At 37.3% G+C, this 12,696-nt stretch carries 12 protein-coding genes; all 12 read left to right on the forward strand.

Going from position 1 to position 12,696, the window contains the following annotated elements; genetic code table 11:
• Positions 1-630 precede the first annotated feature (630 nt).
• The gene (locus tag BMW53_RS19780; protein ID WP_051568054.1) at positions 631-1,179 is read left to right on the forward strand and encodes an RNA polymerase sigma factor; all 549 of its coding nucleotides are present in this window, start codon (positions 631-633) and stop codon (positions 1,177-1,179) included.
• Complete coding sequence (locus tag BMW53_RS19785) at positions 1,176-2,681, forward strand: outer membrane beta-barrel protein (protein WP_038562395.1); 1,506 nt, start codon at positions 1,176-1,178, stop codon at positions 2,679-2,681. Before BMW53_RS19780 ends, BMW53_RS19785 begins: the two co-directional genes overlap by 4 nt.
• A gap of 215 nt (positions 2,682-2,896) precedes the next feature.
• Positions 2,897-3,616, forward strand: a complete 720-nt coding sequence (locus tag BMW53_RS19790) for a phosphatase PAP2 family protein (protein ID WP_051568053.1) — start codon at positions 2,897-2,899, stop codon at positions 3,614-3,616.
• Between the two features lie 44 nt (positions 3,617-3,660).
• Entirely contained in the window at positions 3,661-4,422 is a 762-nt protein-coding gene (locus BMW53_RS19795; RefSeq protein ID WP_051568052.1) for a glycosyltransferase, read from the forward strand.
• Entirely contained in the window at positions 4,415-5,044 is a 630-nt protein-coding gene (locus BMW53_RS19800) for a lipid-A-disaccharide synthase N-terminal domain-containing protein (protein WP_038562393.1), read from the forward strand. The genes BMW53_RS19795 and BMW53_RS19800 overlap by 8 nt, the downstream gene beginning before the upstream one ends.
• Complete coding sequence (locus BMW53_RS19805) at positions 5,037-6,665, forward strand: ArnT family glycosyltransferase (RefSeq protein WP_038562390.1); 1,629 nt, start codon at positions 5,037-5,039, stop codon at positions 6,663-6,665. The genes BMW53_RS19800 and BMW53_RS19805 overlap by 8 nt, the downstream gene beginning before the upstream one ends.
• Before the next feature lies 1 nt (position 6,666).
• Positions 6,667-8,304: a phospholipid carrier-dependent glycosyltransferase gene (locus BMW53_RS19810; RefSeq protein WP_074781140.1), complete on the forward strand. Its 1,638-nt coding sequence runs from the start codon at positions 6,667-6,669 to the stop codon at positions 8,302-8,304.
• Positions 8,305-8,393: 89 nt separating this feature from the next.
• The gene (locus BMW53_RS19815; protein WP_074781142.1) at positions 8,394-9,149 is read left to right on the forward strand and encodes a hypothetical protein; all 756 of its coding nucleotides are present in this window, start codon (positions 8,394-8,396) and stop codon (positions 9,147-9,149) included.
• A gap of 162 nt (positions 9,150-9,311) precedes the next feature.
• The gene (locus tag BMW53_RS19820) at positions 9,312-10,262 is read left to right on the forward strand and encodes a sulfatase-like hydrolase/transferase (protein ID WP_051568050.1); all 951 of its coding nucleotides are present in this window, start codon (positions 9,312-9,314) and stop codon (positions 10,260-10,262) included.
• A 6-nt stretch (positions 10,263-10,268) separates the two neighbouring features.
• The gene (locus BMW53_RS19825; RefSeq protein ID WP_074781144.1) at positions 10,269-10,901 is read left to right on the forward strand and encodes a hypothetical protein; all 633 of its coding nucleotides are present in this window, start codon (positions 10,269-10,271) and stop codon (positions 10,899-10,901) included.
• A 453-nt stretch (positions 10,902-11,354) separates the two neighbouring features.
• On the forward strand, positions 11,355-12,014 hold the full coding sequence (locus BMW53_RS19830; RefSeq protein WP_038562379.1) for a PQLLE family protein: 660 nt from the start codon (positions 11,355-11,357) through the stop codon (positions 12,012-12,014).
• Positions 12,015-12,474: 460 nt separating this feature from the next.
• The coding region (locus BMW53_RS19835) for a peptidase associated/transthyretin-like domain-containing protein (protein WP_139178284.1) at positions 12,475-12,696 on the forward strand (222 nt) is incomplete at its 3' end.

The following is a 12,696-nucleotide window of genomic DNA, read 5'->3' on the forward strand; positions in this document are numbered from 1 at the left end:
CACCATAACAACGTGCATATGTAATGCTGGCAGACTACGTATGCGAACAGAAAAGCTTTGTTTAACAACGCCAATTCGTCATTGACGAATCGGCTGAAAAATATAAATACGAATAAACGAATTGGCTCAGTGGCTAAAATGGAAGTGTAGTTTTTCAAATGCCGCACTCCACATGCACGCGGCCGTTAGCAACAAGGTTAAAAAAGACATTCGCTCGTTAATAAGTGAACTACCTAATTGAAAGAATTTATTTTGTTTTTCCCACGCGCCGTTCTATGAATGGTTAGTGCAAAATTGAAACCCCACCCACAAACAGCACATTTCCAAATCCCACATGCCCTACTATATCCAAAATTTGCAAAAGAGCTGTTCTTTGCCGCCCCACATGTACTTTTAATAAGCCTTTGTGCAACAATACTTAAAAAACCATTTTAAGAAAAACTATAATACACAAACCACTAATGATAAAATCAATGATTTTATTGCAGAATATTATACCAACAATAATAACTTCGCGTTTACTGTTTATACCAAATAAATTAATAATTAACTATGAATTGGTCCATGTTTATGAACCTACATAAAAGCAAACCCAACCTTTTTTGCATTTAATGCTCTAAATATTAAAGATTGTTAAAATCGAAGTTACATAAACTGATAAGTAAAAGTGTTAATGGTAATACCAAAGCACGCAAAGCACTGTACCAGCAAATTGCTCCAATGATGCTTAGTGTTTCGAACAGGTATGCCAATAACACTAATGATGCAGAAGATATTTTTCAGGAAAGTGTGTTACTTTTTTTTGAAAAACTGCACCAGCTTAATGATGCAGAAAAGGTTGGAGGATGGGCAAAACAAATTGTTATTCACGAAGCGATAAAAAATTACAAAAAGAAGAGAAAACTTACATTTACAGAAGACACATTAAACACTGAAAATGTTTACGTTGAAGATAGCGAGTTATACAACAAAATTAATATTGACGAATTACTAAGTACAATACAACAGTTGCCCGAAAAAATGCGTATGGTGCTTAACCTGTATGCCATTGAGGGGTACAAACACGACGAAATTGCAGATATGCTTGGCATTTCGGTTGGAACATCGAAGTCGAATTTACATGATGCCAGGGCAAGGTTAAAAAAACACATTCAGCAAGAAAAGCGTAGGCTTGGATGAAAAAAGGCAAAGAACATAACGACCTTGATAATTTCCTTAAAGAGAGCTTTGAGGGGCATACCATTGAACCAGCACCAGAGCTATGGGATAAAATTGAAAGTAGGTTTCAGCCCAAAGTGGTTCCTATGCAAAGTTTTGTCCGACTAAAGGTTGCCTTATATGCAAGTGTTGCAATTATTGCCGGATTGGTGTTGTTTATGCTGCTCCCTGAAAAGCAAGCTAAGCCCGAAGCACCACTTACCATTGAAATAAAAAAGGAAACCGCACAACCTGAGGAAGCTAAACAAACCGAGGACATAGCGCAAATTGAAGAACCAATTATTGTAAAAACATACAAGACTAATATTGTTAACGAGGCTGATGAATTAACTAAAGAAGAAGAAAATCAGTTGGCTTCGGTTGAAATGAATAATACAAAATCCGAAACTTCTGCTATTAAAAACCAGACACAAAAATCGGATGAATTTGAAAAAGTACCACAAGCATTAAAAACCGAAAAAACAGGAATAAGCGAAGAAAAATTGGTTAACGAAGAAAAAGAGACAGTAGCAGAGTTGAAAAAGGAAGAAGTGGAAGAAACCCCTGATTTATCGGCATTGGCAAATAATAACAGAGACCATGAAGCACCTGTGGAAACCACCGAAGAAAAAGCTATTGCTGAAATATCGAATAGTGTTGATAATAAGAAAAGCAAGGATTCTAAGGTAAAATCGAATAATAAAAAACGTTCATCATCAAAACGCCTTTTTTCCAACAAACAACATAGACCTAATAAGAATTACACCAACTACACCCGTTCGGGAAAAATACTTAAAGATTTTACCTTAAAAGTAAACTTTACACCAACAATAACTGCACTTTTTGTTACCGACGAAGATTCGGATATTCCCAATTTTCAAAAACTTGACACAGACAATCCGGGCTTTACATTTAATGGGGGATTTGAGCTTGAATACGCCCTTAACGATAATTGGGCAGTTTACACCGGACTAAAAACCTATTACTTTAAACAAAGCTTTGAAGAATATACATATAATGTACCATCGCCTCTTCCGCAAGACCAAAAGTTAAAAACGCTGGCTGGAAATTACCTGGTAAACAATGCGGGTAATGGGAACTTGCCAGGCACAGCTGAAGTAGATGCTATATTAAGGATAAGGTACATCGATATTCCGTTAATTGCACGTTACCAGGTTAACAACGTATTTTTTGATGCAGGTGTACACTACAACTACATGATTGACAACTATTCGAACATTAAACAAAGGAACAATCTAACCGACCTTACTTTCGAACGAAACGGAGGCATTCGAAAACATGCTTTTGGTTTAACCGCCGGAATTGGTTTTAAGAAAACGTTCGAATCGGGCATGCGTATGGAATTTGGCCCCGAAATCAAGGTCAACCTCAATAATTTTTATAGCAACGAAGAACTTATCGGCATTCCCGTTTTCGGAGGTTTCAGAGCCGTTATGTGTTTAGATAAATACTATTCCAAATAAAATTTCATTTTTCACCCAACCTTTCTTTTCCCCAATGCTCTTATAAAAAAACAACATGAGAGATTAATAAAAATTATGGGCACAGTGGTGTTGTAGTCTGGTATAGAGAAGAGGGTTAATAAAGCATCGGGTTGTAATTTATCTGGTGCTTTATACAGCCATATTATTCTGTATCGACTGCTCTCACCATAAAAATTGCAGCCCCAAAAATATGTATGGAAAAGAGTCGGTTATTGATTTTAATTGTATTCCTGAACCCCGGAATTTTGTTGGCATCGAAAAAAGACACAACAGTCAATTTTGCCGATGCAAAAACAAGCTTTTTAAAGCAACAGGTTTTGTCCCTAACGCTTATGGCTACCGGAGGATTACTTTACATTGGCGATATTAAAGAAAACATACAACCTAAATTCCCGAGTACCAGTACCAGTATCGATAATATTTTAGAGTACACCCCTATGGTGCAAATGTATGCTTACGATGCTTTAGGCTTTAAACATAAAAACACGGTATGGGACCAAACCAAGTACTTGCTAATTTCCCAGTTAATTTCTGCTCCTACGGTGCAAATACTAAAAGGAATTACAAAAGTTAAACGTCCCGATGGTAGCAATAATTATTCATTCCCATCAGGTCATACAGCAAATGCTTTTACCGGGGCAACGGTTTTATACCACGAGTTTAAAGATACAGAACCGCTATTGGCGTGGAGCGGCTATATGGTAGCAACAACCACTGGCATTTTACGCATTACAAATAACGAACATTGGTTGCCCGATGTATTGGTCGGAGCAGGCATAGGAATTATTTCTGCCAACCTGGTTTATCATTTCGAACCATTAAAAAACTGGCAACCTTTTAAAACGAAAAATAAGGACATAGCATTTACACCATTGATAAGCCCTGCTTCAGTTGGCTTACATGTCAGGTTCTGAGAAACTTGAATAATCAATAAAAACAAAAAAACAACATAGTAAAAATGAAAACCAGCATATTTCCATATTGCCTGTTTCAGGCTGAAGAAAGCCCCTACAAACTAACCATCCTTGTTCCGGTTTACAACGAAGAAGATAATATTGAACGATTAGAAAAAGAACTTCTGGAATATTTAAAAATAGCAAGTGTGCCCGCCAAGGTACTTTTTATTAACGATGGCTCTACAGATAAAAGTCTGGAATTGTTAGAGCAGGTTTGTTACAGGAATCTTGAATTTTCTTTTATTAGTTTTGAAAAAAACTGTGGATTAAGTGCCGCAATTAAAGCAGGTTTCGATTTTGTAGATACCGAACTAACAGGATACATCGATGCAGACTTACAAACCACACCAAATGATTTCAATCTACTGCTGGAACATATTGAAGAAAACGATTTAGTAACAGGTGTCAGAGCCAACCGGAAAGATTCGTTTGTAAAAAATATGTCGTCGAAAATTGCCAATGGAATACGTAGGGCCTTTACTCACGATGGCATGGACGATACAGGCTGTCCCTTAAAAATTATAAAAACATGTTATGCTAAAAACCTGCCCATGTTTAAAGGCTTGCACCGTTTCCTGCCTGCAATGATTTTATTGCAAAACGGGAAAATAAAACAAATACCTGTTCAGCATTTTCCGCGTATTGCCGGTGAAGCAAAGTATGGCCTATGGAACCGTTTGCTTGGGCCGTTAATGGATTGTTTTGCCTACCTGTGGATGAAAAAGAAATACATTAACTACACCATAAACAGAAGAGGTGAATAATTACAATTGGTACATATATATTATCGGTTTTATTGCGCAGGGGCTCTTTTCCTCGCGTTTAATTATCCAGTGGTTTTTATCCGAAAAACAAAAGAAAGTGGTTACCCCCTCCTTGTTCTGGGTATTAAGCCTTCTGGCTTCTTTCCTTTTATTTGTTTATGGCTATTTGCGCGATGATTTCGCCATAATGCTTGGGCAAAGCCTTACTTATTTTATTTACATTCGAAATTTACAGCTACAAGGTAAATGGGAAAAAATTCATATTATCCTAAGGATTGCTATTTACATGGTTCCCGTATTACTGGTAGTTTACTACTTCAACAATAATGTTATTGATGTTGACAAGCTACTAAAAAATGAAGCCATTCCGCCTTGGCTGCTTTCCTTGGGTATTATATCGCAAGTGCTTTTCACATTTCGCTTTGTTTACCAGTGGCTGTATTCCGAAAAACACAAAGAATCGACCTTGCCCATGGGCTTTTGGCTATTAAGTAATTTGGGATCACTGCTTATACTAATCTACGCCATTATTCGAAAAGATCCCGTGCTTTTGGTGGGGCATTTAATGGGTATTAGCATTTATACACGCAACATAATTTTATTGGTTAAACAAAATGATTAAAACTATTGAGAAATATCCTGTTTTAAGTATGCTTGTGTTGGTTTTGCTAATGTTGCTGCCAAGTCTTGGCGAATTAAAAGTAACCATAATGGAAGCACGCAATTTTATATCAGCGCGTGAAATGCTCAGCGAAAACAACTGGATTTTAACCACGTTAAACGGTGAGCAACGTTACGAAAAGCCGCCGCTACCCACCTGGATCACTGCACTATTCGGTTTAGTATTTGGAATTAAAAATGTATATGTTTTAAGACTACCAGGAGTGATAATGGTATGGCTTACCGGGGTTTTTGTTTACTTGTTTTCGAAAGAACTCACCCAAAATAAACGCAACAGTTTTATAAACGGAATTATATGTGTTAGCTCGTTTTATATTGTGGGGATAATAGTTGAAGCTCCGTGGGATATTTACACCCATGGTTTTATGATGCTTGCTATTTATTTCATGTATAAAAACTATCAGCAATACCATTTAAAAAGGGTCTTGCTTGCTGTTGTATTTATTGCTTGCTCGGTAATGAGTAAAGGCCCAATTTCGCTTTATGCCCTGCTGTTACCTTTTTTATTGGCTTTTGTAGTGGTTTACGGAGTAAAAAACAACTTTATTACCCGTACCCTTTTTCCCTTGGGGCTGGGTGTGGTTTTGGGTAGCGGTTGGTTCGTATACGTGCGTTTGGCAGACCCCGAAGCATTTTTGAAAATTGCAGAAGTTGAAACTGCAAACTGGTCGAGCTACAATGTAAAACCCTTTTATTATTACTGGAATTTCTTCATCCAAAGTGGTATCTGGACAATTCCGGCGGTGCTGGGATTACTATATCCATACATGATTAAACGAGTAAAGAATGTGATACACTACAAACTAAGCCTGTTTTGGACTCTCTTTTCGGTGATACTTTTGTCCCTTGTTCCCGAAAAAAAAGCACGCTATCTGGTTCCGGTTCTTTTACCTTTAGCTATAAATACAGGATTTTACATTTATTACATTTTAGAGAAATGCGCCTCAAAAATTAAAAAAGCAGAGGCAATGCCTGTTTTCTTTCACTTTGGCATTTTGGCACTTGTTGCTATGCTTTTCCCCCTGGTCGCATTTTTTATGTTTCAAGAAGTGCTGCTATCCAATTCCACTACCTTCTTAATTTATTGCCTGGGGCTTTTTATCTCCGGGAGTTTTCTCCTTTTCTTTCTGTATTTTAAAGTAATGTGGTCGTCGTTTTATACATCGGTTTTTATTGTTATACTTCTTTTTGTTGCAGTTATTCCTGTTAATCCAGGTTTTGCCAATCAAAACATAAACTACAATTCAATCGCTCAACTAAAAGCCGATGCAGAAAAAGAGAATGTTACAGTTTATCTTTTAGATGCAATTACTCCCGAAAACCTTTGGGAATACGGAGGAATTATTCCCAAAATTCAGAAAACAGCCAAAGGATATATTTTTCCCGAAGCTAGTGAATTTGGAGTACTTGTAAACGATTCAACTCTTATAAACTCAGGGGAATTTAACCAAAAATACGAGATTGAGAAAAAGGAAATATATGATTTAAATCTGGGGAAGTTTAACACCCGGAAACATAAACCACGCTACGTTAATAACTACTATGTTTTTACAAAAAAATAAAATGAACAAGCTAACGAAAAGGAAATATAAAGCCCACCATAAACTGCTTATTATATTGGCAATTTGTGCAATTGGTTTATTTACCAGTGTGGGGATGTTTGGTGTGGTTGAAACCAGCGATGCCCGTTATGCCGAAATAGCTAGAGAAATGTTAGAATCGGGTGATTATTTAAATCCGACCTTGTTGGGGATTAAACATTACCACAAACCACCACTTACCTACTACATTACAGTTTTGGGTTATTCCCTTTTTGGCATAACTGCGTTTGCTGCGCGTTTTTTTGTACAGCTTACGATTTTGGTTCAGCTTGTGTTTATTTACTTGCTGTCGGTGCAATTGTTTAACAGTAGAAAAAGTGCGGTGTGGGCGGCTGTAATTTATTTTAGTTTCCCAATTGTTCTAATTTCATCGCGTAATTTAACCACCGATCCTTACCTGGCAACCTTTGTTATTTTAAGCATGTATTTTTGGGTACGGTATCGCAAATCAGCAATATCGGGTTACCTCTACCTGTTTGCAATTTGCCTTGCTTTGGGATTTTTAACCAAAGGACCATTAATTTTTATTGGCCCTTTGATATTTGCCATTTTATACAATCACATCCAACCATCCAATGCAAAATTTACCCTACATCATATTTTCTCGCTACTCTTATTTGTTTTAATCGCAGGTTCATGGTTTTATCTACTTATCAGGCAGAATACCGATTTTCTCAAGTATTTTGTCGAACACCATACCATAGATCGATTTGCCACTAATGATTTCGGCAGAGGAAAACCTTTTTGGTATTATCTGGCTATTGCTCCTGCTGTGGGAATACCCTGGTTGTTTATTCTTCCCTTCCTTGTATATAAGAATTGGGAAAAGATTATAAAAGATAAGTTGTATGTGCTTTTAGGCGTAGGTATTGTTATTCCATTCTTATTTTTTTCCGTTGCATCATCTAAATTAGTGCCCTATATATTACCTCTATTTTCTCTTTTTGCACTTGTATTAGCACAGTTGATTGAGCAATTTGGATTAAGCAAAACTCAATATTATCTTATTGTGGCTTATACCATTTTAATTGCACTTGGAGGCCTGTTAGGTGCTGTTCTGCCACTCGATTTCAATATTCCACTTGTCGTCTTATTTCTTTCTGTTGTTACACTACTTGCTTTGTATTTAATCAACAAATTTATACTTAACTTCAGTTCACGAGTAATCCATACAGTCTTTGCAGCTTCGCTGTTCATTTTGTTAAGCTCTGGATTTATCTTATCGAAGAATCAAATTGAAGTTAACAGCACTCAACCTTTGGCTGAGTTTATTTTACAAAATAAACTAAACGAAAATGAAATTCTGGTTTATAACAAACGTCTCCCTTCTGTTTCGTTTCATCTGCAAAAGTCCATTGTGTCGATATACGATGGCAATAATGATTTAAACCGCGAGGTGCAGTTTGAAGAAAACAGGCAGTGGAAACAAAACCTGGTTAACCTAAAAAGCGAAACAGAACTCGACCGCTTAAAACAAATAATGGAGAAAAAGAAAACGGTATTAATTCTTTACAAAAACCGAATACCGGATAACAGAAAATGGCTATTGGATTATTACAGCCATTCAAAGGATTACAACAAATGGCAAATCTACTATTAGTGCTTGCCTCGTGCTTAAAGGAAACTTTGTGTTTCTGCTTTTGTAAAAATGAAGATTTTAATCGTTCAAAAATCTAAAAAGAAAGAATCATGGAAAAGAATCAAATTAAACAGAATCCTGTTTTATTTCTTATTGTTTTATTGCTAACAGTTGTGGGGTGTAGTAAAGAAGAAAACGTTAATACAACACCTCCTGATGCGCTTCCCGATATAAATGCGGCAACTTTTTCGGAACCAACTAACATTACTATTCCTTATTACGGTCCTGCAGCCAACCAAACATATATATACGTTGCAGGTGAGGTAGGGAAAGCCCCCGAAGAAGAAGTCAGGATAAACCGTAAAGTAGCAACCAAAGTAGTGATGGGTATTGAATGTATTATTCATCGGGACATTGTTTATTTAAACGGAATTGTAATTGAAGACACCGACGACTGGTTAGCTCAGGATGATGATGGAAACCTTTGGTATTTAGGCGAATTTGTGATTAATAACAAAAATAATGGTCAGTTTGCAAACAACGATGGTTCGTGGGAAGCAGGTGTTGATGGAGCTTTACCGGGTTATTGGTTTCCGGGAAATCCTACCGTTGGGCAGTTTTATTACCAGGAATGGTATGCCGGAGAAGCCGAAGACTATGCCGAAGTAGTAGCTGTTAACGAAACCGTTACAATTGGAATGGGAACTTATACAGATTGTATAAAAACCAAAGATATTAATCCCTCTGAACCCGATGAATACGAGTTTAAGTATTATGCTCCCGGTATTGGCATGATAAAAGAAGAGTTATACGAAGATGACGTGTTAACCGAAATTGGAGAATTAGTGGAAATTATTGAAAACTAAAACTCACCGTTTAATCCCCAAAAAGTTTCAAACAAAAGAGCCAGGTGAGAACATTATAGCATGATAAGATGAAACGTGCACAATAAAAAGTCTTATAAATACACAGAATAGTGATTATGCGAGTTCCATCTGTTACAATAATAAATAAACAATTTTAAACAGATGAGATTTAAAAACATAGCATTTGTATTTCTATTTTTCTTCTTGTTTACGGGTTGTTACAACAACGGAAGCTTAATAGAAACAGAAGACGATTTAAGCAAAGTAGCAGGCAAGCCTTATAAGACTGAAAATGTTATCGTTGTAGTTATCGATGGACCTCGACAATCGGAAACCTGGCAAAGTGTGGACAGAAAATATATTCCGAGAATGGCAAATCTGCTGGCTCCTCAGGGCGTTATAATATCAGAGTTTTACAACCATGGCGTAACTTTTACTGTACCTGGTCATGTGGCAATATGCACTGGCAACTACGAATCTCTATCAAATAAAGGCGAGCAATTGCCTACTGAGCCATCGTTCTTCCAGATGTGGTTAAAAATTAGTAATGCCCCCAAAGAAAAAGCCTGGATTATTACATCAAAAGAAAAACTAAATGTGTTGGCTGATTGCAGAAATGTGGAATGGAGAAATTCGTTTAATCCATCGTTTGATACAGCAAATCGTGATGATGAAGAAACCTATCAGAAAGCTACAGAAATCCTTACAAACTATCAGCCACAATTAGTGCTTTTACATTTTCGAGGACCCGATGCCAATGGACATGCTGGCGATTGGGATAAATATGTTAACAGCATAGCTATAGCCGACAGCCTTACCTACGAACTTTATAAGTTTATTGAGAACCACGATTTTTATAAAAATAAAACTACAATTATGGTAACCAACGACCATGGCAGGCACCTGGATAACATTGCAACGGGATTTATTGGGCATGGCGACAATTGCCCGGGATGCACTCACCTGAACTTTTATGCGGTTGGTCCCGATTTTAAAAAGAATGTAATTAGTACAACCGAACGCGAACAGGTAGATATTCTTCCAACAGTAGGCGAATTAATGGGATTTCAGATCGACGACAATAAAAACGTAATGTGGGAACTGTTTAAATAGAATATTATGGGGAAGAAAATTCTATTGGTTTGGGTACTGTTTGCTGTGCTATCTCAAACAAGTACTGCACAAAACGAGAAAAACTTTTTTATTAGTTCAGGTGGAGTGTTGAATAAAATGCCCGAAACAATTAGGATCGGCTGGGTTAACGATTTTGGCATAATAAAAAACAACAATATTTATAAACTTGGGCTTATTACCCAACTTTACACTGATAATGCCGAGTCCTTATCCGAATCGGCAAAAATTAGCGGAGCGCATTTGGGCTATGGCAGAATTTTGCCAACAGCAAAAAAATGGGTGGCGTTCGAGCTAAAATCCGAATTGAATATTCAGCATTTTAAATCTGTCTGGAACTCCAATCTCTACAACGAAGAGCTGCAACAATACCAGGAGTACAAATATAAACTGGGCGAAACAATTGTTGATTTATCGATAGGTTATGGTTTAAGATTATATCCAACAAAGCGGTTTTTTATTAGCCAGTCGTTTACCGGAGGCTTGTTCTATTCGCGAATTAACAGCGACGAGTTAAGCACCGGAGCACCAGAGATTCCCGATGGAGAACTTGATTTTCGTGCATACGGAAATACAGGTTTGCAATGGAATATTCAATTTTCAGTTGGTTATACATTTTGAAAGAAGACAAAATTTAGATACCAGATTCATTACCACTTAAAAACATATTTTAGGAGTCAACCATGGCTATAGATGAGTTCCCTAAATTAATCCATTGTTTTTTAAATGTTAATGAATTTCTATTACAAAAAAAATACTTATATTCACCATTGGTATTTTAACCATAAGTAAGTTACCCTTAATCAGGGATTCACACAAAATAATAACAAAAGCAACAAGGAGACCCCAGGTAACCATAAGGAATTCGTGAGAAGTCGTAAGGAGAGCATGGAGAGCCATAAGGATTAGAAAGGAAGCTGTAAGGAGACCATGGGAAGCGTTAAGGAACGCACGGGAAACGAGAAATAATTGAAGGGAAGCGTTAAGGAATGCGAAAGTACCGTTAAAAAACAGGCAAACATCCGTAAGGAGTACGCAATAAAAAATAAAATGTAAACCTTAAAATTAATTACTATGGTAACCAAGAAAACGCTATCCGAAGCTGAAGCCCTCGAACAGTACAGAGTATCGTTAGAAAATGTTGAAACACAACCCGAAATTGCCGCAGCCATGACAGAGTTTGGCTACGATGCCGCGCTAATTACCGAAGGAAAAGCGCTGCTAAGCGAAACACGTCAGGCATTCGATTTAAACGTAACCGAAGACGATGAAACCTCAGAAGTGTATGCCGCTTTTAAACTTTTAAAGGCGAACCTGGAGAATTCCTACTCCCTCGCCCGCAAAAAGGCAAAAGTTATCTTCCGTAACGACCAAAAAACACTCGACAAACTGGGAGTTTCAGGCAGTCTGCCAAGAGCTTACGTTAAATGGTTAGAAACAGTAAAAAAATTCTACTCCGTAGCCGAAAAAGACAATCAGATTCAAACTAAACTGCTAAGATTAAAGATTACAGCTGAAGATATAACAGCCGCCAATACCTTAATCGGTGAAATGGAAACTGCACGTGCTGAATATTTACGAGAAAAAGGAGAATCGCAAGACGCCACAAAGGCTAAAGACGCTGCATTTGCAAAAATGGACGATTGGATGAGCGAATTCTATGCCGTTGCAAAAATTGCATTGGAAGATAGTCCTCAGCTCTTAGAATCGTTAGGGAAGTTTGTTCGAAGTTAGCAAGCCTCCCCTATTTGCAGGCACATTGGCAAGCCGCACAAGCCATCGCTTAAGCAAAGCTTGCCAAAGAGCCTGCAAACCCAGCCCAATTAACCGCCTTATGGGCGGTTTTAGGATTGCCCACGCAAAAACAAAATAAATTAGTGTCTCGTGGATAGTTTTGAAGTACATTTAAAAGCAAAAATAAAACAGGAATTGGGGTTGAAGAATTAAAACCCAGTTGCTAACAAAGTGCAAATGTAATGCGGACGGGCGGGGTACTCCAATATTTTCGCCCTGTTTAACCACCGCCAATCCGTCGTTGACGGATTGTAGTAAAAACCAAACTTAGTGCTACGCCGGCTTGGCTCTGTGCGGGTTTGACAGGAAACCTTTTCAAAGTTCCGCACTACACTTGCACTAACCGTTAGTAGCAAGGTTAAAAAAAACCGTTTTACAATAAATATTCGTCAAATGATTTATGACTAAGCGAATTCAAATATTATTAATTGGACTTTTAATCACATTGACAACGAATGCACAAGTCGCTGACACAATACTTGTCATCGGACAATTGACTTCAAAAGATAAAAATCCTTTGCCTGGAATATCAATTGGTATTCCCAAAGTAAAAAATGGAACTGTATCAGATGTTTGTGGAAGATTTGAAATAAAAGTACCAATTGAAGGAGTAATAAATTTT

This window comes from Draconibacterium orientale (assembly GCF_900111425.1).
Taxonomy (GTDB): Bacteria; Bacteroidota; Bacteroidia; order Bacteroidales; family Prolixibacteraceae; genus Draconibacterium; species Draconibacterium orientale.

Coding starts and splice junctions, on each gene's coding strand:
- BMW53_RS19785 (WP_038562395.1), top strand. CDS start 1,176: ATGAAAAAAGGCAAAGAACATAACGACCTTGATAATTTCCTTAAAGAG.
- BMW53_RS19790 (WP_051568053.1), top strand. CDS start 2,897: ATGGAAAAGAGTCGGTTATTGATTTTAATTGTATTCCTGAACCCCGGA.
- BMW53_RS19795 (WP_051568052.1), top strand. CDS start 3,661: ATGAAAACCAGCATATTTCCATATTGCCTGTTTCAGGCTGAAGAAAGC.
- BMW53_RS19805 (WP_038562390.1), top strand. CDS start 5,037: ATGATTAAAACTATTGAGAAATATCCTGTTTTAAGTATGCTTGTGTTG.
- BMW53_RS19810 (WP_074781140.1), top strand. CDS start 6,667: ATGAACAAGCTAACGAAAAGGAAATATAAAGCCCACCATAAACTGCTT.
- BMW53_RS19815 (WP_074781142.1), top strand. CDS start 8,394: ATGGAAAAGAATCAAATTAAACAGAATCCTGTTTTATTTCTTATTGTT.
- BMW53_RS19820 (WP_051568050.1), top strand. CDS start 9,312: ATGAGATTTAAAAACATAGCATTTGTATTTCTATTTTTCTTCTTGTTT.
- BMW53_RS19825 (WP_074781144.1), top strand. CDS start 10,269: ATGGGGAAGAAAATTCTATTGGTTTGGGTACTGTTTGCTGTGCTATCT.
- BMW53_RS19830 (WP_038562379.1), top strand. CDS start 11,355: ATGGTAACCAAGAAAACGCTATCCGAAGCTGAAGCCCTCGAACAGTAC.